The following is a 21,152-nucleotide window of genomic DNA, read 5'->3' on the forward strand; positions in this document are numbered from 1 at the left end:
GCCCCGGTCCTCAGAGAGCTGTCCCGATCCAGGTCGCGAGGGCGACCGGATCGGGCACCGCGCCGCCGGATTTCCGCAGCGCGCGGTGGACGGCGAGGACGGCCTCGGGAGCGCGGAGCAGCGCCCCCCTTGCCGCACCGTCCGGCAGGGTGAGGGCGAGCCCCGCCCAGGCCGCGACATCGTCCGGGGCCTGGGCCAGCCGTTCGCGGTAGCCGCGCAGCGCGGCCGCCCGGTCGCTCCTGGCCCAGGCGAGATCGGCGCCGTCCGGGGCGTCGTCACCGCCCTGCCCGGCCCGCAGCCGCTCCGGTTCGGTGAAACGGAGCCGGGCGAGCGCCGTCCGCGGCACCGGCTCCGTCGGGGCGGGCCGGACCGAGGACTGGGGAAGCCCCCGGGGAGGCGTACCGCGCGTCCGCCAGGCCCGCACCCACGGGGCGAGCCGCGCGGGTTCGGGACGCAGATGGCGCATGCGGTACACGAGCCCGTGGTCGACGACCAGATCCGCCGCCAGCCGCCGGGGCACGGGCGGGACCGGCTCCGCGCGCCAGGGCGCCAGCCGCTCCGCCACCTGGTCGAGGAAGCTCCGCCCCAGGGGCGTCAGTGCGGCGTGGGCGCGCAGCGTCGCCAGCCCGTGGGCGGTCTGCTCCCGGCGGAGGGCGAACTCGAACGCGGCGGTGTCCCTGGCGGGCCCGTCCTCCGTCCGGTGGAGGCGGTCCTGCCAGAAGCCGGTCACGCCCAGGAACGCGTACACCCCCTGGAGGATTCCGCGCAGCGGCCTCGGGTCCGGCCGCCACGGCGCGTGGTGGGCCTCCTCCCGTCCCCCTTCGATCAACGGCACCAGGTCCATCAGGGCGCTGAGCTTGATGTGCTGGGCCTCGTGCACCAGCGCGGCGGCCAGGTCCGTCTCGTCCACGGGTCCGTTCATCAGGACGCAGCCGTAGGCCTCGGGGGACGAGGCGCTGAACGGTTCGGGCTGGGCCGCGTACGGTACGGGGACCACGGAGGCGACGCAGGCGGCGACCCCCGACGGGTCTACGTTGCGCTGCTCGGCGACCAGCCGCCAGGCGCCCTCGAAACGTTCCTGCCAGCGTTTCCACGCGTCGTCGCCGAGCCGGTCCGGCGGTCTGCGGCGGAAGAAGTCGCGATAGGGGTCGACATCGTCGAGGAACGGCGAGCAGCTGTGTCCCTGGTGGTCACCGTGCAGCCGCCGCAGGCCGTGCCACCCGGGGGCGTCCTCCGCGAAGCCGGAGGCGGGCAGCGGCACCGTATGCGGCCCGGCCACCACCGCCGCCGTCCCCTCTGCTGTCCGTACGACCTCGGCGAGGTCCGGCGCGCAGTCCGGTACGAGGGCGAATCCCAGCGCGGGCAGCATCACCCCGCCGTCGCGCACCACGACCGCGATACGGAAGTCGATGCCCGCGAGGAGGGCGGCCGAGGCCGCCATCGCGTACAGAAAGCCGGTCTCCCTCCACAGCGGCGCGTCCGCCGGTTCCTGACCGCGCAGCCGCCGCAGGCACCGGCTGAGCCACACCCCCGTCGGCGGATGCAGCAACAGCCGCTCCACGGCGGCCGGGGCATGGCGCTCGGCGCGTATCAGCAGCCGCCATGCCTCCCCGGCGGGCGGCAGGGGACCGGGCAGGGCGGGATGGGTGGCGGCCACGTCGACCAGCGCCCGCAACAGGAGCATCGCGCGGCTGCGCTGACCGGATGACAGCTCGGCGACCGATGAGGCGCTTCCCGACCCTGCGGCCAGCTCGGTGAAGCACGCCGCCGATAAGTGATGGCGGGAGTCCGTCAACTCCCGCAATTCGTCCCCGTGGCGGCGGAGTTGGCCGCCGTCGCCGGGTTACGGACAGCATCGATCAGGCACAGTGCCATCGCGGCGATCCCTTCGTCCCGGTCGAGGTCTTCCAGTGTCGCTCCCGAAAGGTCCAGCAGCTCCGTCTCGACCTCGGTCGCGACTCGCTCCATGACACCGCCCTCCTCCGGACGTTCACACCGACTCACGTGAGGCATCCCTATGGTGACCTACCCCTATTGATTGCGAAAGGGTGAACACGGCCAGCCGAAGCCTCAGGCGCCCTTTCCGGAATGGACCGCCTCGACCTCGAATACGCCGCCGCAGACGCGGAAGGAGCGCGTCGGCACCGTCATGGAGGTGAAGGAGTCCGGCGGATAGGCCCGGATGCGGTCGGGGGTACGGCGGCAGGGCTTATCGGACGTGCCCACGTTGAGGGTGTGCAGCATCGCGGAGGCGCTGCCGCCCGGCGGCAGGGAGACCCCGGAGCGCGACGCGCCGCGCCGGGTGGCGGGGTCGCCGATCGCGGAGCCCGCGGAGTCCAGCAGCGAGACCCCGGGGAAGCCGGTGAGCGTGCAGGTTCCGGTGGACTTGTTGGTGAGCACCAGCGGCATATAGACGTTGCCCGCGCCCACGTCCTTGCGCCCGAGGGAGAGACGGAGCTGATCGGTGGAGCAGGCGCGGCGGGCGCCGGAGCGCGACGCGGAGCCGCTGTTCGCCACCGTGGCCGACGCGGAGTGCGTGACCGGGTGCGATGACTCCTCATGGGACGGCTCCGCGTGCGACGACGCCGCGCGTGAGGTGGGCGGCACCGATGCCGTGCGCGCGGTGTGCGCCGCCGTGACGGACGAGGCGGCGGGCTCACCGCCGTCCGGTGCGCCGGCGGAGGAGTTGTCCCCGGTGTCGGCGCCACAGGCCGTCACCACGGCCAGCGCGCCGATGACCAGTGCGCATAAAGGCCACGGCCCGGACCGCCGGGGCCTGGTCGTCGTCGTGTCGTTGCGGTGCGCCATGAGCGACCTCCCGGGGTCGTATCCGCTCTCTTTCGGCTCCCCCTTCCCCGCTTGGACGCCCTTATGTCTGGCGGGAACATTGATCGCATTCCCCGGCAATTCCGCACCCGCGTCGGGCCGTGCTCCACTGCCCCGGGAGCCACTTGGGCCGCCGGTTGCCCCACTGGGCCGGTCACATCGCCAGGTGTGCCTCGCTGTGGGTGACTTCCTCGATGTCGCCGCCCGCCTTGCCGATCAGCCGGTGGGCCAGGTTGCTCAGCGCCCTCGCCGCCGCGATCTCCTCGCCGACCCGCGGCTGTGCCGGGTCGTCGGGGTTCCGGTTCGCGCGGCCCTGGGCGAGCATCTCGGTGCCGTCGTGCATCCGCAGCCGGACGACCGCCTCGGTGAGCGGACCGATCTCACGGAATTCCATCTGGATATCGCATCCCACGATCGTCTCCATCACGATCACCTCCTGCGTCACTCTCCAGGATGCGCCTCCCCGTGCTGTCCGGTCGACCTGGTCAGCAGTTCCATCACCTCGGCGTCGCCGGTCTGGGAGAAGTCCTCGTACCACTCGCCGACCGCGGAGAAGTCCGGGGGCGTGGACAGGCACACCACCTCGTCCGCGTCCTCGCGCAGCGACGCGACCGCGTCCGGCGGCGCCACCGGGACGGCCAGGACGGCCCGGGCCGCCCCCTGGGCCCGCGCGACCCGGCAGGCGGCCCGGGCCGTGGCGCCGGTCGCGATCCCGTCGTCCACGATGATCGCCGTACGGCCCTCCACCGGAATCCGCGGCCGGTCGCCGCGGAACCGCCGCGCCTGCCGGGTCAGCTCCGCCTGCTCGGTGCGCTCCACCTCGGCGATCTCTTCCTCGTCCGCCCGGCTCATGCGGATGATCGCCTCGTGGACGACCCGCACCCCGCCTTCGCCGATGGCGCCGAAGCCCAGCTCGCGGTGGAAGGGGACGCCGAGCTTACGGACGATGATCACGTCCAGCGGTGCGTGGAGCGCCCGGGCCACCTCGAAGGCCACCGGTACCCCGCCCCGTGGCAGCCCCAGCACCACGGGTTTCTCCTCGGCCACGGGCCGCAGCCGCTCGGCGAGGCGCCGTCCGGCGTCCACCCGGTCAGTGAAGATCATCGCTCACCCCCGGCACGGATTCCTCTCCTTCGAATCAAGCCGACAATGCCCCGCTCCGCAAACCGGCCGCAATCCGACCGCGCCCAGGCCGCGGCCAGGCCGCGGCTCCGGCACCCTGGAGGCATGGAGCACACCGGGACGATTCCGGTTACCCGGTCCGCGTCGAATCATTCGCCGGGGCGTGAGCGCGCATGGGCGTCCTGATCGGCACATCGGGGTGGATGTACCAGGACTGGCGCGGCGTCCTCTACCCCGCCGACTGCCCGCGGCGGCTGTGGCTGGAGGAGTACGCGCGGGGCTTCACCACGGTCGAGAGCAATAACGCGTTCTACCGGCTCCCCGAGCACGATCAGTTCGCGGCCTGGCGGGACCGCACGCCCGGCGGGTTCGTGATGGCGCTCAAGGCCAGCCGCTATCTCACCCACATCAAGCGGCTGCGCGACCCGGAGGAACCGGTGGCACGGCTGATGTCCCACGCGGACGGGCTCGGCGACCGGCTGGGCCCGGTCCTGCTGCAGCTCCCGCCGACCCTGCGGGCCGATCCCGGCCTGCTGGACACCGCTCTGGACTGCTTCCCGGCCGGTACCCGGGTGGCGGTCGAGCCGCGCCATGACTCCTGGTGGACGGCGGAGATCCGCACGCTGCTGGCGGACCACGGCGCCGCGCTGTGCTGGGCGGACGCGGGCTCGCGCCCGGCCACCCCGCTGTGGCGGACGGCCGGGTGGGGTTACGTACGCTTCCACGGCGGCCGGGCCGAGCCCGCACCGCGCTACGGCCGCCGGGCGCTCGCCACCTGGGCGCGCCGGGTCCATGACACCTGGCCCGGCGAGGCCGACGTCTACGCGTACTTCAACAACGACACGGGCGGGGCGGCGGTCCACGACGCCGCCGTCTTCGCCGGTGCCGTGGACCGGCTGGGCCGCGCGGTCAGCCGTACGCCCGCGCTGTGAGACGGGCGCGGGCGTACGAACGGATGCCGCGGCGGCTATTCCTTCACCGCGCCGCCCAGCATGCCCTCGATGAACCGGCGTTGGAGCGCCACGTAGACGATCACCACCGGCAGCGCGATCAGCACCGACGCCGCCGCGAGCAGCGACGCGTCCGAGCTGTGCTGCCCCTGGAAGAAGGCGAGGCCGAGAGGGACGGTGCGATGGGCCTCGTCGCTGATCATCACCAGCGCCATCAGGAACTCGTTCCAGGTCCACATGAAGGTGATGACGACCATGGTGGAGATCGCCGGACGGCCCATCGGGACGAGTACCCGCCACAGCGTGGTCCAGCTGTTCGCCCCGTCGATCCGGGCCGCCTCGATCACCTCCCGCGCGCTGCCCCGGAAGTACGTCCGCATCCAGAACACACCGAACGCCAGGGACTGGGCGGTCTGCGGAAGGATCAGCGCCGCGTAGGTGTCGGTGAGTCCGGCGTACCGCAGATCGAAGTAGAGCGGGACGACCAGGGCTTCCTGCGGCAGGGTCAGCCCGATCACGAAGAGGTAGAACAGCGGAGTGGAGCCGGGGAAGCGCATCACGCCGAAGGCGTACGCGGCGAGCACCGCCAGCACGGTGGTGGCCGCGACCACGGCCGTGGTGACCAGCATCGAGTTGCCGAGGTAGGTGCCGAAGTGGCCGCGGCTCCAGGCGTCGGCGAAGTTGCCCCAGTGCAGCCCGTCGCGCGGCAGGGAGAACCCGGTGTCCAGGGAGCCCTGCGAGCCGAAGGCGGTGGAGAGGATGCCGATGACGGGGGTGAGCGAGAGGACGGCGAACAGGGTGAGGAGGGCGTAGGTGACGCCGCGTTCCCGGCGTGTGGTCATGCCCGCCGCCCTTCCACGAGCCGGGAGACCGTGACGGTCAGGGCGAAGATCAGGACCGTGAGGGCCACCCCGACGGCGGCGGCCGAGCCGACCTGGTTGGTCTCGAAGGCCCGGTGGTACACCTCGTAGGCGGGTACGGAGGTGGCGTTCCCGGGGCCGCCGCTGGTGGTGATGTAGATGAGGTCGAAGTTGCGCAGCCCCGCGATGATGGTCAGGGTCAGCGCCACCGCGATCTGCGGCCTCAAGCCCGGGAGGGTGACGGCGAGGAACTCCCGGACCGGCCCCGCGCCGTCCATCCGCGCCGCCTCGTACAGCTCGCGCGGGATGCGCTGGACCCCGGCGAGGAAGAGGACCATGCACAGCCCGGTGCCCACCCAGGTGCCGATGACCCCGACGGCGGGCAGCGCCCAGGTGTAGTCGCCGAGCCAGGGGCGGGCGAGCGAGCCGAGACCGACCGCGCGCAGGGTGTCATTGAGCAGTCCGTCGGGGGCGAGGATGGACCGCCAGGCCACGGCGACCACGATGAGCGCCAGGACCTGCGGCAGGAACAGGACGGTGCGGAAGAAGGTCATTCCGTAGATGCGGACCCGGGACATCGCGGCCGCCAGCAGCAGCCCGATGGCCACCGGCAGGGCCGAGTAGAACACGAGCAGCAGCAGGGCGTGGGCGAACGGGGCGCGCAGCGCGGGGTCGCCGAACAGGTCGCGGTAGTTGTCGAATCCGGCCGGGGTGGCGGCGGTCAGCCCGTCCCAGTGGACGAACGACAGCCACACCGACTGCCCGAAGGGGTAGAGCAGGAACACCGCGTAGACGAGCAGCGCGGGCAGGATGTAGAGGTAGCCGACGGCCCGTGGCTCACCGGGCGCCCGGCGGCGGTATGCCCTGGTCGGGGCGGTGGGCTTCATCGCGACTCCGCCGGTGCGGACTCCGCCGGTGCGGACTGGGCGTGGCGCCGCCGCTGTGTCCGCTGGAAGGCGCCGTAGTCCTGTTGCAGAGTGGCGGCCAGCTTCTCCGGTGAGGTTCTGCCGCTGACGACGCCCTGGAGGGTGGCCGAGAGGGTGTCGTAGAAGGTGGGGGTCGCGTAGTCGAGGTACGGGACGAGGCCGTCGGCGGCGCTGAGCCGCTTCCAGCCGTCGATCATCTGGCCGTCCACGGTGTCCGGGGCGACCCTGGCCGCGGCCGGGCCGGGGACGGCGGGCAGCACTCCGTGGCGGGTCATGACGTCGGAGGCGTGCGCGCTGGTGAGGAAGTCGAGGTAGGCGGCGGCCACTTCGGGGTGGCGGGAGCGGGAGGTGATGGACCAGGCCAGGCCCTGGCCGCCGGTGGTGACGGGGGCACCGCCGGGTTTCGCGGGCGGTGGCGGCATGAGGCCGAGCTTGTCGCCCATCGTCTTCTTGAGGTCGGCCAGCAGCCAGGTGCCGGTCATCAGGTACGCGCCGTCGCCGGAGGCGAACTTCTTGGCCGCGTCGTCGTATCCGAGGCCGCCCGCACCCTTCGGCAGATAGCCGCGCCGCATCCAGTCGCGCAGTGCCGTGGCGGCGTCCTTGGTGGCGGCGGTGTCGAAGCCGGTGCCACGGCCGAGGACGGTGTCGCGGGTCGCGGCGGCCGCGTACTGGTCCTGCAGCACCCCGAAGGTGTGGATCGCGGGGTACTTGTCGAGGTTGCCGAACTGGACGGGCAGTTCGCCCCGCTCCTTGAGGCGGGCGAGTCCGGCGGTGAACTCGCCCCAGGTCCGTGGCGGCTTCAGGCCCGCCTTCCGCAGCACGTCCTTGTTGTAGTAGAGCCCGACGAACTCACCGGTCTGGGAGATGCCGTAGAGCCGCCCGCGGCCGAAGTCGGTGCCGTCGACGGAGACCCGGTTGAGATTGAGGAGGGTGTTCGGGTAGCGGGTGTTCCAGTCGTAGATCCCGGCGTAGTTGTCGAGCGGGGTGAGCAGCCCGGCGCGGACGAAGGAGACCATGTCCGGGTAGCCCTGGTTGGCCTGGATGACGTCGGGCGGGTTGTTGCCGGAGACGGCGAGCTTGAGGGTGGTCTTCAGATCGGTGAAGCTCCGCGCCACCCGCTTGATGCGTACATGGGGGTACTTCTTCTCGAACTCCCGGTTCAGCTGGGTGATTTCGCCGTTCGTGCCACCGCGGATCTCCTGGTCCCACACGGTCAGCGTGGCCTTCCCGGCCTTGGCCGGGTCGGGTACGGCGGTGGCCACGCCGGTTCCGGTTCCGGCGGCCCCCGAGCCGTCGGTGCCGGGCACACAGCCCGCGGCGAGCAGGGTGGCGCCGAGGGCGAGGACGGCCGGTAAGGCGCGTGCGAGCCGGTGGCGCGCCGCGCGGCGGGGGCATCCCATACGGTTCTCCCTTTCTGCGGGTGTCGTGCGGCTGTCAGACCCGCGGGCGCTCTGGTGCGGGTGTCAGGCCCCGTGGGCGTCGGCTGCGGGTGTCAGGCCCCGTGGGCGTCGGCTGCGGGTGTCAGGCCCCGCGGGCGTCTGCCGCGGCTGTCAGGCGCCGCGGGCGTCGGCCGCCCGGAAGCCGATGGTGGGCAGGGCCCGCAGCCGCGGCCAGTCGCGCACCCCGGGCGGGATCAGGCCGTCCAGGAAGCGGTGGCGCGCCACCAGGTCGCGGTCCGCCGAGCGGGCCGTACGGTCCCACCAGGCGGCGACCTCGGCCCAGCCGGGCGCGGCGAGCGAACCGCCGAAGTGCTGGACGGACAGGGCGGCGGTGAGGTTGGCGAAGGCGAGCCGGTCGGCGAGCGGCCAGCCCGCGAGCGTCCCGGTCATGAAACCGGCGACGAACACGTCGCCCGCTCCGGTGGGATCGAGCGCTTCCACGGCGAGGCCCGGCACCTCGGCGCTCTCCCCGGTGAGGGAGTCGATGCCGATGGCGCCCTCCGCTCCCCTGGTGACCACCGCGATCGGCACCAGCTCGGCCAGGGCGCGCACCGCCCGCTCGGGCGCCTCGGTGCGGGTGTAGCGCTGCGCCTCGGTGGCGTTGGGCAGGAAGGCATGGGTGTACGGCAGATCGGGAAGGGTGGCGAGGTCCCAGCGGCCGGACTCGTCCCAGCCGACATCGGCGAAGATCTTGGCCCCCTGGGCGTGCGCCTGGCGCACCCAGTCCTCCTGGCGGCCCGGTTCGTACGCGGTCACACAGGCCCGGGAGCGGGGCGGCGCGGGCCTGGTGGCGGGCGGCGGGGCGGGGTGCTCGTGCGTGACCATGGTGCGTTCGCCCTCGTAGGCCATGGACACCGTTACCGGTGAGTGCCAGCCGGGGACGCGCCGGGAGTGGGTGAGGTCGACGCCCTCGGCGTGCGCCAGGCTCTCCCAGCAGTAGTCCCCGTAGACGTCGGCGCCGAAGGCCGCGGCGAGGGTGGTGTGCAGGCCGAGCCGGGCGAGGGCGGTGGCCATGTTGGCGATGCCGCCGGGGCTGGAGCCCATGCCACGGGCCCAGGACTCGGTGCCGCGCACCGGGGCGTGGTCGAGGCCGGTGAAGATGATGTCCAGGAAGACGGTGCCGGTCAGGTAGACGTCGTGTTCGGGGTCGGCGGGAGCGCGCAGCGCGGCGAGCGGGTCGATCGGCTGTATCGGACCGGGGGCTGCGGACGTGGGGCTCACCGGCACGCCTTTCCATGTTCGTCATGACGTCGGATGAGCGACACCATGCACCTCAGAGGGGCTTTGTGCAAGAGGTCGGTCATACTCGCGCAGAGTCGCTCAGGTGCAGTACGTTGCCACCATGCTGCGAGAGACCCGCCACGAGAAGCTGCTGAGCATCCTCGGCGAGCAGGGCGTGCTGCCGATCGGGGAGATCGCCAAGCGCCTGGAGATCAGCGAGGCCACGGCCCGCCGGGACCTCGCCGAGCTGGGCCGGGCGGGCCGGCTGACCCGGGTCTACGGCGGCGCGGTGGCCGCCCCCACCCCGGACGAGGAGCGCCCGTTCGGCGAGGTGGCGGTCGACGAACCGGAGGAGAAGGCGGACGTGGCCCGCCGCGCGGCGGAGCTGGTCGCGGACGGCGATGTGCTGCTGCTGGACATCGGCACCACCACCCTCCACCTCGCCAGACTGCTGCGCGGCCGTCCGGTCACCATCGTGACCAGCAATCTGGCGATCTACGACGAGCTGCGCGACGACCCCGAGGTGACGCTGATCCTGCTCGGCGGGCAGGTACGCGCCAACTACCGCTCCGTGGTCGGCTTCCTCACCGAGTCCAACCTCCGCCAGCTGCGGGTGGGGCGGCTCTTCCTCGGCGCGAGCGGGGTGCTGCCGGACGGCAGTGTGCTGGACAGCACGCATGTGGAGGTGCCCGTCAAGCGGGCCATGCTCGGCTCGGCCCGGGAGGTGGTGCTGCTGGTCACCGCGGGCAAGTTCCCGGGCGACACCGGGCTGGCCCGGATCTGCGGCCCCCGGGAGATCGACACCCTGATCACCAACAAGACAGCCGATCCGGCGACCCTCGATGTGTTCCGCGAGGCCGATGTGGAGGTAGTGACCGTATGAGGCTGACTGTGCTGGGTGGCGGCGGTTTCCGTATGCCGCTGGTGTACCGGGCCCTGCTGGAGGACACCGGGGACGACGCCGGGCGCTGCACCGAGCTGGTGCTGTACGACACCGACCCGCACCGGCTGGACGCGATCGGCGCGGTCCTGGCCGAGCAGACGAAGGACCGCCGCGCGGGCCTGCCCGCAGCCCCCACCGTACGGGCCACCACCGACCTCGACGACGCGCTGCGCGGCGCCGACTTCGTGTTCTCGGCGATCCGGGTCGGCGGTCTGGAGGGCCGCGCCCGCGATGAGCGGATTCCGCTCGGCGAGGGCGTCCTCGGGCAGGAGACCGTCGGCGCGGGCGGGGTGCTGTACGGGCTGCGCACGCTGCCGGTGGCGACGCGGATCGCCGAGCGGGTCGCCGCCGTGGCCCCGGACGCCTGGGTCATCAACTTCACCAACCCCGCGGGCATGGTCACCGAGGCGATGCGGCGGGTGCTGGGTGACCGGGTGATCGGCATCTGCGACTCGCCGGTCGGGCTGTGCCGCCGGGCGGCGCGGGCGCTGGGCGCGGACCCGGACCGGGCGGTCTACGACTACGTGGGCCTGAACCACCTCGGCTGGCTGCGCGGTGTGGTGGTGGACGGCCGGGACCGGATGCCCGAACTGCTGGCCGACGCCGGGGCGCTGGAGTCCTTCGAGGAGGGCAAGCTGTTCGGGGCGGAGTGGCTGCAGACCCTGGGCGCGCTGCCGAACGAATATCTGCACTACTACTACTTCAACCGCGAGGCGGTGGCCTCCATCCGGCAGGCCCCGGCCACCCGCGGGGAGTTCCTGCGCGAGCAGCAGGCCCGCTTCTACGAGTCGGCCCGCACCGCCGACGGCGGGGCGCTCGCGGCCTGGGAGCGGACCCGGCTGGAGCGCGAGACCACGTACCTGGCCGCGAGCCGGGAGGCCAGCGGCGGCTGGGAGCGCGACTCCTGCGATCTGGACGGCGGCGGTTACGACCGGATCGCGCTGGCCATCATGCGCGCCATCGCCCGTGACGAGCGCACCGCGCTGATCCTCAACGTCGGCAACCGCACGGCCGTCCCCGGGCTCGACGCGGACGCGGTGGTGGAGGTGCCCTGCCTGGTGGACGCGGGCGGGGCGCGCCCGATGGCCACCGGTGCGGTGGCCCCGGACCAGCTCGGGCTGATGCTGTCGCTGAAGGCCGTCGAACGCGCGACGATCGAGGCGGCCGGGGCCGCTGTGGCCGCCGGGCCCGCCGCCGCCCGGGGCGCGGCCCTGCGCGCCCTCGCGCTGCATCCGCTCGTCGACTCCGTCAATGTGGCGGCCCGCATCCTCGACGCCGCAGGGTTGCCGACTCGGGCATAGCACCTGTCCGAACGGGCTTTCCCTAGACCTTGATCACGCCCGAACGGGCTCCGTTTCGGCCATGTTTTCGGAAGCGGGCAGGAAACGGGCCCGCCCCACGCCGATCCAGGCGTCCGCGATCCTCACCGCGCGCCCACTTACCGGAGCTGACCTGCTGAGATAACGTTCGTGAAACGGGCACATCCGGTCAAGATCCGTCCCGTGTCAAGGCTGGCCACCCTGTTGCGTGCTTGTAAAACTTCTCGCCAAGCCCGAAGAGAAGCAGGTGATGCGGTGTGGACGCGGAGGAACGCCGTCGGGAGATCCTCGACATGGCGCGGCGTGCCGGGGTCGTCGACGTCGGCAAGCTCGCCGCGGACCTCGGGGTGTCCAAGGAGACGGTGCGCCGCGATCTGCGGGTGCTGGAGCAGCACGGTCTGGTCCGGCGCACCCATGGCGGCGCGTACCCCGTGGAGAGCGCCGGTTTCGAGACCACCCTCGCCTTCCGCACCACCATGCACGTCCCGGAGAAGTCGCGGATCGCGACCGCGGCCGCCGAGCTGCTGGGCGACGCCGAGACGGTCTACATCGACGAGGGCTTCACCCCGCAGCTCATCGCCGAGGCCCTGCCCCGGGACCGGCCGCTCACCGTGATCACCTCGTCCCTCGCGACCGCGAGCGGGCTCGCCGGGCGGGAGAACACCACGGTGCTGCTGCTGGGCGGGCGGGTCCGCGGCGGCACGATGGCCACCGTCGACCACTGGGCCACCCATATGCTCTCCGGCTTCGTCATCGACCTGGCGTTCATCGGCGCCAACGGCATCTCCCGGCAGTACGGGCTCACCACCCCCGACCCGGCGGTCAGCGAGGTCAAGGCGCAGGTGGTCCGGGTGTCCCGGCGCAAGGTGTTCTCCGGGGTGCACACCAAGTTCGGGGCCGTCAGCTTCTGCCGGTTCGCGGACGTGTCCGACTTCGAGACGATCGTGACCGATACCGGGCTGCCCGTGACGGAAGCCCACCGGTACTCGCTGCTGGGCCCGCAGATCCTCCGGATCTGACCGACCTCGCCGCCCCTTCCTTTTCCTTTCCCTTCCTCTCCCCCACGCCCCCTCCCCACGTCCCTTCGATTGGACCCGTTATGCCAGTCCTGACACTTCGTGCTGCCCGGATACCGGTCGTGGCCCTGACCGCGGGCGCGCTCCTCACCGGGTGCGCCGGCATGGGCGGCGGCAGCTCCGGCGGCAACACCATCAACGTGCTGATGGTGAACAACCCGCAGATGATGGATCTGCAGAAGCTGACCGCGAAGCATTTCACCAAGGAAACGGGCATCAAGGTCAAGTTCACGGTGCTGCCGGAGAACGATGTCCGCGACAAGATCAGTCAGGACTTCTCCAATCAGGCCGGGCAATACGACGTCGCCACCATCAGCAATTTCGAGGTGCCGTTCTACGCCGAGAACAGCTGGCTGATGCCGCTGGACGACCATGTCGCCAAGGACAAGGGGTTCGACCAGAAGGACATTCTTCCGCCGATGCGCCAGTCGCTGACCGCCAGTGACGGTCAGTTGTACGCGGAGCCCTTTTACGGCGAGTCGTCGTTTTTGATGTACCGCAAGGATATTTTCGCCGAGAAGCATCTGAAGATGCCCGCGCGGCCCACCTGGAACCAGGTGGCGGACCTGGCGGCCAAGGCCGACGGCGCCCGCAAGGGGATGAACGGCATCTGTCTGCGCGGGCTGCCCGGCTGGGGCGAGCTGATGGCCCCGCTCACCACGGTCGTCAACACCTTCGGCGGCACCTGGTTCACCAAGGACTGGAAGGCGCAGCTCACCTCGCCCGAGTTCGTCAAGGCGACCAAGTTCTATGTCGACTTGGTGCGCAAGCACGGCGAGGCCGGTGCCTCCCAGTCGGGCTTCGCCGAGTGCCTCAACAACCTCACCCAGGGCAAGAGCGCCATGTGGTACGACGCCACCTCGGCCGCCGGGTCGCTGGAGGGCGCCAAGTCCCCCGTCAAGGGCAAGATCGGGTACGTCCAGGCGCCGGTGGAGAAGACCGACAGCTCGGGCTGGCTCTACACCTGGGCCTGGGGCGTCCAGAAGGCCTCGCGCAACTCCGACAAGGCCTGGAAGTTCATCTCCTGGGCCTCCAGCAAGGAGTACGAGAAACTGGTCGGCAAGACCTTCGGCTGGTCCAACGTGCCCGCTGGCAAACGTGCCTCCACCTACGCCAATCAGGACTACCGCGACTCCGCGGGCGCCTTCTCCGAGGTCACCCGTAAGGCCATCACCAGCGCCAAGCCGCGCGACCCCGGGGTGCAGGAGCGGCCGACCATGGGCATCCAGTTCGTCGACATCCCCGAATTCGCCGATCTCGGCACCAAGGTCGCCCAGGAGATCAGCGCCGCCATCGCCGGGAAACAGTCCGTCGACGAGGCATTGAAAACGTCGCAGAAGCTGGCCGAAAAGGTGGGCGAGGAGTACCGAGATGAGTAATCCGACAACGGCGGTACCCGTCCGCGGCGAGCGCCCGCCGACCGTGGCCGCCACTTCCCGGAACACCTCCAAGCCGCCGAGGAACCGGGCACGGGAGTGGGCCACCCGGGCACCGCTGATGCCCGCGCTGATCTTCCTGATCGTGGTCACCCAGCTGCCGTTCGTGGCAACGCTGGTGATCTCCCTCTTCGACTGGAACTCGTTCCGCCCCGACAAGCGTGCGTTCGCGGGGCTGGAGAACTACACGACGGTGGCGAGCGACCCGGCGCTGCGCGAGTCGATCCTCACCACCGTGCTGCTGACCGCCACAGTGGTCATCGTCAGCGTGGTGCTGGGGCTGGCCCTGGCGCTGCTGCTGGACCGCAAGTTCCGTGGCCGGGGGCTCGTCCGGACGATGCTCATCGCGCCGTTCCTGGTGGTGCCGGTGGCCTCGGCGCTGCTGTGGAAGCATGCGCTGTACAACCCCGAGTACGGGCTGTTCAACGGAGTCCTCAACTGGCTGGGCGGGCCGCAGCCGCAATGGCTCAGCGATATGCCGCTGATGGCGGTGGAGGCGTCGCTGATCTGGCAGTGGACACCGTTCATGATGCTCATCCTGCTGGCCGGACTGCAGGGACGCCCGCTGGACATGATCGAGGCGGCCCGGCTGGACGGCGCGAGCAACTGGCAGATCTTCCGCTTTCTGACCCTGCCCCATCTGCGGCGCTATCTGGAGCTGGGCACCCTGCTGGGGTCGATCTACATCGTGCAGAACTTCGACGCCGTGTTCACCCTCACCCGCGGCGGGCTCGACACCGCCAACCTCCCCTACACCATCTACGAAACCTTCTACAACGCCCACGAGTACGGGCTGGCATCGGCGGCGGGTGTGCTGGTCGTGATCGGCACGATCATCATCGCCACCTTCGCGCTGCGCGTGGTGTCGTCCCTCTTCCGTGAGGAGGCGTCCCGCGCATGACCTCCCTGACCGCCCCCGCCGCCATCTCGGTTCCTCCGGCCACCCGCCGGGCCAAGCGCCGCGGTGCCGCGCTCGGCCTGCTGGCCTGGTTCGTCGGCATCCTGTTCGTCCTGCCGGTGCTGTGGATGCTGCTCACCTCGTTCCACTCCGAGAGTGACGCCGCCACCAACCCGCCGTCCCTGGCCGCGCCGTTGACGCTCGACGGCTACAAGGCGTTCTTCGGCGTGGACGGCGGGGCCAGCCCCTGGCCCGCGCTGCTCAACTCGATGGGCACGAGCATCTTCTCCACCCTCCTCGTGCTGGTGCTGGCGCTTCCGGCCGCGTTCGCGCTGTCGATCCGGCCGGTTCGCAAGTGGACCGACGTGATGTTCTTCTTCCTGTCCACGAAGATGCTGCCGGTGGTGGCCGGGCTGCTGCCGGTGTACCTGTTCGCGAAGGACACCGGTTTCCTGGACAACGTCTGGCTGCTCGTCATCCTCTACACGTCGATGAACCTGCCGATCGCCGTGTGGATGATGCAGTCCTTCCTCGCCGACATCCCCGTGTCCATCATCGAGGCCGCCCAGATGGACGGGGCCCGGCTGACGACCATCCTGTGGCGGGTCGTCGCCCCGATAGCCGGTCCCGGCATCGCCGCCACCTCGCTGATCTGCTTCATCTTCAGCTGGAACGAAATGCTGTTCGCCCAGGTGCTCACCGGCGTGGTCGCCCAGACCGCACCGGCCTTCCTGACCGGCTTCGTCACCAGCCAGGGGCTGTTCCTGGCCCAGGTGTGCGCCGCGTCGATGGTCATCTCCCTGCCGGTGCTCGCCGCGGGGTTCGCCGCCCAGGACAAACTGGTCCAGGGCCTGTCGCTAGGAGCAGTCAAATGAGGGCCGCCGTCATCGAAGCCCCCGGCAAGGTCACCGTCACCACGGTCGCCGATCCGACCCCGGGGCCCCGTGAGGTCGTCATCGACGTGGCGGCCTGCGGGCTGTGCGGAACCGATCTGCACATCCTGCAGGGGGAGTTCGCGCCCACCCTCCCGATCGTGCCCGGCCATGAGTTCGCCGGTGAGGTCGTGGGGCTCGGCAAGGACGTCACCGAGGTGGCGGTCGGCGACCGGGTCGCGGTCGACCCCTCCCTGCACTGCCACGAATGCCGCTACTGCCGCATCGGCCGCGGCAACCTGTGCGACAACTGGAACGCCATCGGGGTCAGCGTCCCCGGCGGCGCCGCCGAGTTCGCGGTCGCGCCGGTGGCCAACTGCGTCAAGCTCCCCGAACACGTGGAAACCGGCGACGCGGCCCTGATCGAGCCGTTGTCCTGCGCGGTGCGCGGCTATGACGTGCTCAGCGGCAACCTGGGCGCCGAGGTGCTCATCTACGGCTCCGGCACGATGGGGCTGATGATGCTGGAGCTGGCCAAGCGGACCGGCGCCACCAGCGTCGACGTCCTCGACATCAACGCCGAGCGGCTGTCCACCGCCACCACCCTCGGCTGCTCCCGGGCCGCGGGCTCGGCCGACGAACTCGACCAGCCCCGCGGCTGGGACGTGGTCATCGACGCCACCGGCAACCAGGCCGCCATCCAGGACGGGCTGGGCCGCGTCGCCAAGGCGGGCACGTTCCTGCAGTTCGGGGTCTCCGACTACGCGACCCGGGCCACCATCGAGCCGTACAAGATCTACAACCAGGAGATCACCATCACCGGCTCCATGGCGGTGCTGCACAGCTACGAACGCGCCGCCGGGCTCTTCGCCTCCGGTGTCCTCGACCCGAAGATCTTCATCAGCCACCGGATGCCGCTCGCCCAGTACCCCGAGGCGCTGGAGCAGTTCCGGTCCGGCCAGGGCCGCAAGATCGTCGTCGAGCCGTAACCGTACACACGCGAAGGACGGCCCAGGCCCGGATCACCGGGCCTGGGCCGTCGCCCTGTCTCTAGCCGTTGGCGTCGCGGAGATGGGCCGCGGCGGCCTGTTCCAGGTGGGTCAGGTCGCTGCTGACCGTGGCGAACGTGAAGCCCTGGGCCAGCCGCTTGGCGGCCGTGGCGCCGTCCGGGCAGTGGATTCCGGCCGCGATCCCGGCCGCCTCCGCGGCCTGCGCGACCTTCGTCAGGGCCGCCTCGAACCGTTCCGCCACCGCGGAGTCCGTGGACGTCCGTCCGCCGAGGGCGATCGTGAGGTCGGACGGGCCGATGTAGACGCCGTCCAGCCCCTCCGTCGCGCAGATCTCCGCCGTGTTGCCCAGCGCCTCCGCCGTTTCGATCATCACGATGCAGGCGACCTGCTCGTTCGCCTCGGCCGGGGTGGGGCCGACGCGCAGGCCGGAGCGCATCGGGCCGTAGCTGCGGACGCCGAGCGGAGGGTAGCGGCAGGCGCTCACCGCGGCGGCGGCCTGCTCGGCGGTGTTGACCAGCGGGACGATGACGCCGCGGGCACCCGCGTCCAGGGCCTGGCCGATCCAGAAGCCGTCGTTGGCGGGGACGCGCACCATTCCGGCGGCGGTGCCGCGCGCGTCGATGGCGGTCATCGCGCCGAGGGTGCCCTTGTAGTCGAGCAGCCCGTGCTGGGCGTCGACGCAGACGTAGTCGTACCCCAGCCCGGCCAGCCGCTCGGTGCCGACGGGGTTGTCGAGGACGACCCAGTAACCGAGGATCCGCTGGCGTGCGCGGAGGCGGGACGCGAAGTCGGCGGGGGAAGTGTTCATGTTCTTAAGCTTCTCTCGTTTTCTCTCGTGGGGTCGATGGGGCGTACGGGAAGGGCGTTCCGGAGGGCGTCGAAAGGGCTCACACCACGGCGTTCACCGGGGTCTCGCCGCGCAGCACCCGCACCACATCCGCGGCCACGGCGCCGCCCATCGCGGCGTTGGCCTGGTGGGTGAAGGCGGAGCAGTGCGGGGTGAGCACCGTGTTCACCGCGGTGAGCAGCGGGTTCCCGGCGGGGGGCTCGGTGGCGAACACGTCGATACCGGCCGCCGCGATGTGTCCGCTGTGCAGCAGTTCGGCGAGGGCGGCCTCGTCGACGAGCCCGCCCCGCGCCGTATTGATCACGCAGCCGCCGGGTTTCATGGCTTCCAGCTGCGCACGGCCCAGCAGCGGCCCGCCGGAGGGCATCGGCAGGTGCAGGGTGACGGCGTCGGCACGGGCGAGAAGCGCGTCAAAGGTCACGGACGGCACGCTCTGCTCGGCGAAGACGGCCTCCGGCAGATGCGGGTCGTACGCGACGATCTCCATGTCGAAGCCCCGGGCGCGCCGGGCGACGGCCTGCCCGATCCGGCCGAAGCCGACGATGCCGAGCGTGCGACCGGCCAGTTCCGGGCCGAAGAAGCGGTCCCAGCCGCCGCCGGTGACGGAGGCGTGGGCGGGCACGATCCGGCGTACGGCGGCCAGCAGCAGGGCCATGGCCATGTCGGCGACGGCGGTGGTGTTGGTGCCGGGCGCGTTGACCACGCGGACCCCGTGCGCGGCGGCCGCGGCGAGGTCGATGTTGTCGGTGCCGACCCCGTGCTTGGCGATCACCTTCAGCCCGGGCGCCGCGTCCAGGACGGCCGCCGTCACCGGGTCCAGCCCGACGATCAGGGCGTCCGCGCCCGCCGCCTCGTCGATCAGCTGCGCCTCCGCCAGCGGATGCGCGGCGCGCGCGGTGCGCACCGGGACACCGGCCCGCTCGAACACCTCCCAGGGCTCTCGCGCGTGCTGGCCGAAGCTCGGCGTGGTCACCAGGACGTCGTGTCCCATGGTCTGGCTCAACTCCCCACCCCGAGGCCGAAGACATCGAGGACTGAATAGATTCCGAGTGCGCCGATGGCCGCGCTGCTCAGCACGAGCGCGGCGTTCAGCGCGGGATTGCGGCGGAAGCGCGGCGCCACTTCGGTGCTGCGCAGACGCCATACGGCGATGACGACCGCGACCAGGAAGATGCCGCCCGCGATGCCACCGGCCTGCACCATCAGCACCGGCTCCTGGAGGAAGAGGTAGAAGGCGGCCCACAGCGGCGGCAGCACGACGGTGAGCACACGGATGGTGCGCTGCCGGGTCGTGACGTTCTTCCAGTCGAGCAGCCCGAGCAGGCCGAGGGTGTTGGTCCACAGCCGGGGCACGCTCGCGGTGGAGGCGATGATCGTCGAGTAGAGGACGGCGATCGCACCGGCCAGGAAGAGGTACTTGCCCCAGGGGCCGAGGGTGTCGGTGTACATCCGGGACAGCGTGCTGATCATCTCGTTGCCCTCGGGCACCAGGCCCTGCCGGTGCAGGATGGCCGCGCCGATGACGTAGAAGGACAGCGTGCACAGGGTGCAGATGAGCCAGGAGACGAGGGCGTCGGTCCGCATGACCCGTATCCAGCCCTCGGCGCGCTTCGCCCGCGCCTCGGTGCCGTCGTCCGGGCCGGTCCAGCGTGCGTAGCCCTTCTCCAGACACCAGTACGTGTACGTGGTCATCTCGTCGGCGCCGACCCCGGTGATGCCGAACATGGCGACGGCGAAGCCGAGGGTGCCCGCCGGGATGGAGAGGGTCAGCCCGGAGCCCAGGTCCGCGCCGCTGTAGGGGAATTCGGTCCAGGGCAGTCCGACGGCGAGGGCGACCGTGGAGAGCGTGAAGATCACGACGGTGATGAACCCGGCCTTCTCCACCAGCCCGTAGCGGTTCGTGTACATCAGCGCGACCACGGAGACGACCACGATCACGGTCCACGCGGTGAGCGAGGTGTGGCCGAGCGGATCGCCGCCGCCGATCGGGGCGAGGATGCTGAACGCCGCCGCGGTGCCGCCGATCATGCCGCCGCGCTGGAGCATCTTGGCGAAGTCCATCAGTATCCACAGCACGTTGATCCAGCCGACCCGGCCGACCTTGGGCGCGACCTGGCTGTACCCGGCCAGCGCGGTCTTGCCGGTGAGGATGGTCCAGCGGGCCAGTTCCATCTGCACCCACACCTTGACCAGCGCGCTCGCGATCACCAGCCACAGCAGGACGAATCCGGCCTTGGCGCCGAGCGAGGTGGTGGTGATCAGTTCGCCGGAGCCGACCACCGCGGCGGAGAGGATCATCCCGGGCCCGAGGCGCTTGACGGTGCCCCTGAGGTCGCTCGGCGGCTCCAGGACGTCACCGGCCCGCAGTGCGTACGGATCGTCGGACACGGGTTCGCTGCCCGCTCCGACGTCGACCGGCACACTCTCCGCCTTCATGAACCCTCCCGTTACTTGCGTGTTGTGAGCGGAACGCTCGCACGCTTGCACGTAACGCGCAAGAGTCTGCTCAATGTCCACGATGAAACAGCGCGGAATGCGCAGACTGATAGTGTTCTCCATCAGTCACGCAGAGGTAGCGGAGAGTCGCGGAGAGGATGGCAGGCGGAAATGACGCCCAACGGGGAAGGTCAGCGGCGACTGCGCGCCGTGGACCGCCGGGAACTGATCGCCCGCACGGTCCGGACCGATGGCACGGTCGTCGTCGAGGAACTGGCGCGTTCACTGGAGGTGACCCCCTCCACCATCCGGCGGGACCTCGCCCTGCTCACCGAGCAGGGCACCATCGCCCGCACCTACGGCGGCGCGATGAGCGCGGGGCACACCGCCGAGCCGACGCTCGGGCAGCGCAGCGGGCTCGCGGTCGCCGAGAAGGACCGCATCGGACGGTGGGCGGCCGCACACGTCGGGCAGGGCGACACCGTCATCCTGGACGCGGGCACCACCACCGGCCGGCTCGCCCACCATCTGCGCGCCCGTACCGAACTCACCGTCATCACCAGCGGACTGACCGCGCTGCGCGCACTGGCCGAAGTGGACGGCATCGAGCTGATCACGCTCGCCGGGACGCTGCGCCATGTCAGCCAGGGCTTCGTCGGCCCGCTCGCCGAGCTCACCCTCTCCCGGCTCACCGCGGACAAGGTCTTCCTGGGCGCCGACGGGCTCGACGCGCGGCGCGGGATCTGCGAGGCCAGTCTGCAGCAGACCTCGCTGAAGGAGATGATGGCCGACCGCGGCCGGGAGGTGTACGTGCTCGCCGACAGCAGCAAGCTCGGCCAGTCCCCGTTCACCGCGTGGGCCCCGCTGGACCGGCCCTGGACGCTGGTCACCGACAGCGGCGCCACCGATGCCCAGCTCGCTCCGTTCCGCGCCCTCCCCGACACGGAAGTGATCACCGTGTGAGAACGGAC

General features: G+C 71.2%; 21 protein-coding genes. 9 read left to right on the plus strand and 12 right to left on the minus strand.

The window, feature by feature from the left end; translation table 11 throughout:
- Window positions 1-10 precede the first annotated feature (10 nt).
- The 5 genes from ABZ370_RS37000 to ABZ370_RS37020 all read right to left on the minus strand — a co-directional run bounded on the left by ABZ370_RS37000 (window position 11) and on the right by ABZ370_RS37020 (window position 3,930).
- Window positions 11-1,795 carry an HEXXH motif domain-containing protein gene (locus ABZ370_RS37000; protein ID WP_358630514.1) on the minus strand — a complete coding sequence of 595 codons (1,785 nt, stop codon included), beginning with the start codon at window positions 1,793-1,795 and terminating at the stop codon, window positions 11-13.
- Window positions 1,792-1,968, minus strand: a complete 177-nt coding sequence (locus ABZ370_RS37005) for a hypothetical protein (RefSeq protein ID WP_358630517.1) — start codon at window positions 1,966-1,968, stop codon at window positions 1,792-1,794. Before ABZ370_RS37005 ends, ABZ370_RS37000 begins: the two co-directional genes overlap by 4 nt.
- A gap of 102 nt (window positions 1,969-2,070) precedes the next feature.
- Window positions 2,071-2,808: a DUF4232 domain-containing protein gene (locus ABZ370_RS37010; protein WP_358630520.1), complete on the minus strand. Its 738-nt coding sequence runs from the start codon at window positions 2,806-2,808 to the stop codon at window positions 2,071-2,073.
- 172 nt (window positions 2,809-2,980) lie between these two features.
- Window positions 2,981-3,250 (minus strand): DUF1876 domain-containing protein, encoded by a 270-nt coding sequence (locus tag ABZ370_RS37015; protein ID WP_358630522.1) that lies wholly within the window; start codon window positions 3,248-3,250, stop codon window positions 2,981-2,983.
- A 17-nt stretch (window positions 3,251-3,267) separates the two neighbouring features.
- Entirely contained in the window at window positions 3,268-3,930 is a 663-nt protein-coding gene (locus ABZ370_RS37020; RefSeq protein ID WP_358630525.1) for a phosphoribosyltransferase, read from the minus strand.
- Window positions 3,931-4,121: 191 nt separating this feature from the next.
- Between ABZ370_RS37020 and ABZ370_RS37025 the strand changes: the two genes are divergently transcribed.
- Entirely contained in the window at window positions 4,122-4,880 is a 759-nt protein-coding gene (locus ABZ370_RS37025; RefSeq protein WP_358630527.1) for a DUF72 domain-containing protein, read from the plus strand.
- 35 nt (window positions 4,881-4,915) lie between these two features.
- On the opposite strand, the gene ABZ370_RS37030 is transcribed toward ABZ370_RS37025, so the two are convergent.
- The 4 genes from ABZ370_RS37030 to ABZ370_RS37045 form a co-directional block, all read right to left on the minus strand.
- Entirely contained in the window at window positions 4,916-5,740 is an 825-nt protein-coding gene (locus ABZ370_RS37030; protein WP_358630530.1) for a carbohydrate ABC transporter permease, read from the minus strand.
- A complete protein-coding gene (locus ABZ370_RS37035) occupies window positions 5,737-6,645 on the minus strand; it encodes a sugar ABC transporter permease (protein WP_358630532.1) in 909 nt (302 codons plus the stop codon). Before ABZ370_RS37035 ends, ABZ370_RS37030 begins: the two co-directional genes overlap by 4 nt.
- Entirely contained in the window at window positions 6,642-8,084 is a 1,443-nt protein-coding gene (locus tag ABZ370_RS37040; RefSeq protein WP_358630534.1) for an extracellular solute-binding protein, read from the minus strand. The genes ABZ370_RS37035 and ABZ370_RS37040 overlap by 4 nt, the downstream gene beginning before the upstream one ends.
- 150 nt (window positions 8,085-8,234) lie before the next feature.
- Window positions 8,235-9,344 carry a PfkB family carbohydrate kinase gene (locus tag ABZ370_RS37045; protein WP_358630536.1) on the minus strand — a complete coding sequence of 370 codons (1,110 nt, stop codon included), beginning with the start codon at window positions 9,342-9,344 and terminating at the stop codon, window positions 8,235-8,237.
- Window positions 9,345-9,465: 121 nt separating this feature from the next.
- Between ABZ370_RS37045 and ABZ370_RS37050 the strand changes: the two genes are divergently transcribed.
- The 7 genes from ABZ370_RS37050 to ABZ370_RS37080 all read left to right on the plus strand — a co-directional run bounded on the left by ABZ370_RS37050 (window position 9,466) and on the right by ABZ370_RS37080 (window position 16,877).
- A complete protein-coding gene (locus tag ABZ370_RS37050; protein WP_358630539.1) occupies window positions 9,466-10,227 on the plus strand; it encodes a DeoR/GlpR family DNA-binding transcription regulator in 762 nt (253 codons plus the stop codon).
- Window positions 10,224-11,588, plus strand: a complete 1,365-nt coding sequence (locus ABZ370_RS37055; protein ID WP_358630542.1) for a 6-phospho-beta-glucosidase — start codon at window positions 10,224-10,226, stop codon at window positions 11,586-11,588. Before ABZ370_RS37050 ends, ABZ370_RS37055 begins: the two co-directional genes overlap by 4 nt.
- A 275-nt stretch (window positions 11,589-11,863) precedes the next feature.
- Window positions 11,864-12,625: a DeoR/GlpR family DNA-binding transcription regulator gene (locus ABZ370_RS37060; protein WP_358630544.1), complete on the plus strand. Its 762-nt coding sequence runs from the start codon at window positions 11,864-11,866 to the stop codon at window positions 12,623-12,625.
- An 80-nt stretch (window positions 12,626-12,705) separates the two neighbouring features.
- A complete protein-coding gene (locus ABZ370_RS37065; RefSeq protein ID WP_358630546.1) occupies window positions 12,706-14,061 on the plus strand; it encodes a sugar ABC transporter substrate-binding protein in 1,356 nt (451 codons plus the stop codon).
- Window positions 14,054-15,019, plus strand: a complete 966-nt coding sequence (locus ABZ370_RS37070; RefSeq protein WP_358630549.1) for a sugar ABC transporter permease — start codon at window positions 14,054-14,056, stop codon at window positions 15,017-15,019. Before ABZ370_RS37065 ends, ABZ370_RS37070 begins: the two co-directional genes overlap by 8 nt.
- On the plus strand, window positions 15,016-15,891 hold the full coding sequence (locus ABZ370_RS37075) for a carbohydrate ABC transporter permease (protein ID WP_358630552.1): 876 nt from the start codon (window positions 15,016-15,018) through the stop codon (window positions 15,889-15,891). Before ABZ370_RS37070 ends, ABZ370_RS37075 begins: the two co-directional genes overlap by 4 nt.
- Window positions 15,888-16,877 carry a zinc-dependent alcohol dehydrogenase family protein gene (locus ABZ370_RS37080; RefSeq protein WP_358630555.1) on the plus strand — a complete coding sequence of 330 codons (990 nt, stop codon included), beginning with the start codon at window positions 15,888-15,890 and terminating at the stop codon, window positions 16,875-16,877. Before ABZ370_RS37075 ends, ABZ370_RS37080 begins: the two co-directional genes overlap by 4 nt.
- Before the next feature lie 61 nt (window positions 16,878-16,938).
- On the opposite strand, the gene ABZ370_RS37085 is transcribed toward ABZ370_RS37080, so the two are convergent.
- The 3 genes from ABZ370_RS37085 to ABZ370_RS37095 all read right to left on the minus strand — a co-directional run bounded on the left by ABZ370_RS37085 (window position 16,939) and on the right by ABZ370_RS37095 (window position 20,181).
- Complete coding sequence (locus tag ABZ370_RS37085; RefSeq protein WP_358630558.1) at window positions 16,939-17,706, minus strand: aldolase/citrate lyase family protein; 768 nt, start codon at window positions 17,704-17,706, stop codon at window positions 16,939-16,941.
- A gap of 79 nt (window positions 17,707-17,785) precedes the next feature.
- On the minus strand, window positions 17,786-18,736 hold the full coding sequence (locus ABZ370_RS37090; protein ID WP_358630561.1) for a phosphoglycerate dehydrogenase: 951 nt from the start codon (window positions 18,734-18,736) through the stop codon (window positions 17,786-17,788).
- 8 nt (window positions 18,737-18,744) lie between these two features.
- A complete protein-coding gene (locus tag ABZ370_RS37095; protein ID WP_358630564.1) occupies window positions 18,745-20,181 on the minus strand; it encodes an Nramp family divalent metal transporter in 1,437 nt (478 codons plus the stop codon).
- 171 nt (window positions 20,182-20,352) lie between these two features.
- Here ABZ370_RS37095 and ABZ370_RS37100 point away from each other — a divergent pair, with 171 nt between their 5' ends.
- Window positions 20,353-21,144 (plus strand): DeoR/GlpR family DNA-binding transcription regulator, encoded by a 792-nt coding sequence (locus ABZ370_RS37100; RefSeq protein ID WP_358630567.1) that lies wholly within the window; start codon window positions 20,353-20,355, stop codon window positions 21,142-21,144.
- Window positions 21,145-21,152 lie beyond the last annotated feature (8 nt).

Source organism: Streptomyces sp. NPDC005962 (genome assembly GCF_040629205.1).
Classification (GTDB): Bacteria; Actinomycetota; Actinomycetes; order Streptomycetales; family Streptomycetaceae; genus Streptomyces.

Excerpts from the sequence above, each read along its gene's own strand:
- ABZ370_RS37010 (WP_358630520.1), bottom strand. The coding sequence starts at position 2,808 with ATGGCGCACCGCAACGACACGACGACGACCAGGCCCCGGCGGTCCGGG.
- ABZ370_RS37005 (WP_358630517.1), bottom strand. The coding sequence starts at position 1,968 with ATGGAGCGAGTCGCGACCGAGGTCGAGACGGAGCTGCTGGACCTTTCG.
- ABZ370_RS37050 (WP_358630539.1), top strand. The coding sequence starts at position 9,466 with ATGCTGCGAGAGACCCGCCACGAGAAGCTGCTGAGCATCCTCGGCGAG.
- ABZ370_RS37015 (WP_358630522.1), bottom strand. The coding sequence starts at position 3,250 with ATGGAGACGATCGTGGGATGCGATATCCAGATGGAATTCCGTGAGATC.
- ABZ370_RS37065 (WP_358630546.1), top strand. The coding sequence starts at position 12,706 with ATGCCAGTCCTGACACTTCGTGCTGCCCGGATACCGGTCGTGGCCCTG.
- ABZ370_RS37030 (WP_358630530.1), bottom strand. The coding sequence starts at position 5,740 with ATGACCACACGCCGGGAACGCGGCGTCACCTACGCCCTCCTCACCCTG.
- ABZ370_RS37075 (WP_358630552.1), top strand. The coding sequence starts at position 15,016 with ATGACCTCCCTGACCGCCCCCGCCGCCATCTCGGTTCCTCCGGCCACC.
- ABZ370_RS37100 (WP_358630567.1), top strand. The coding sequence starts at position 20,353 with ATGACGCCCAACGGGGAAGGTCAGCGGCGACTGCGCGCCGTGGACCGC.
- ABZ370_RS37085 (WP_358630558.1), bottom strand. The coding sequence starts at position 17,706 with ATGAACACTTCCCCCGCCGACTTCGCGTCCCGCCTCCGCGCACGCCAG.
- ABZ370_RS37020 (WP_358630525.1), bottom strand. The coding sequence starts at position 3,930 with ATGATCTTCACTGACCGGGTGGACGCCGGACGGCGCCTCGCCGAGCGG.
- ABZ370_RS37080 (WP_358630555.1), top strand. The coding sequence starts at position 15,888 with ATGAGGGCCGCCGTCATCGAAGCCCCCGGCAAGGTCACCGTCACCACG.
- ABZ370_RS37090 (WP_358630561.1), bottom strand. The coding sequence starts at position 18,736 with ATGGGACACGACGTCCTGGTGACCACGCCGAGCTTCGGCCAGCACGCG.
- ABZ370_RS37040 (WP_358630534.1), bottom strand. The coding sequence starts at position 8,084 with ATGGGATGCCCCCGCCGCGCGGCGCGCCACCGGCTCGCACGCGCCTTA.
- ABZ370_RS37070 (WP_358630549.1), top strand. The coding sequence starts at position 14,054 with ATGAGTAATCCGACAACGGCGGTACCCGTCCGCGGCGAGCGCCCGCCG.
- ABZ370_RS37035 (WP_358630532.1), bottom strand. The coding sequence starts at position 6,645 with ATGAAGCCCACCGCCCCGACCAGGGCATACCGCCGCCGGGCGCCCGGT.
- ABZ370_RS37095 (WP_358630564.1), bottom strand. The coding sequence starts at position 20,181 with ATGAAGGCGGAGAGTGTGCCGGTCGACGTCGGAGCGGGCAGCGAACCC.
- ABZ370_RS37025 (WP_358630527.1), top strand. The coding sequence starts at position 4,122 with ATGGGCGTCCTGATCGGCACATCGGGGTGGATGTACCAGGACTGGCGC.
- ABZ370_RS37055 (WP_358630542.1), top strand. The coding sequence starts at position 10,224 with ATGAGGCTGACTGTGCTGGGTGGCGGCGGTTTCCGTATGCCGCTGGTG.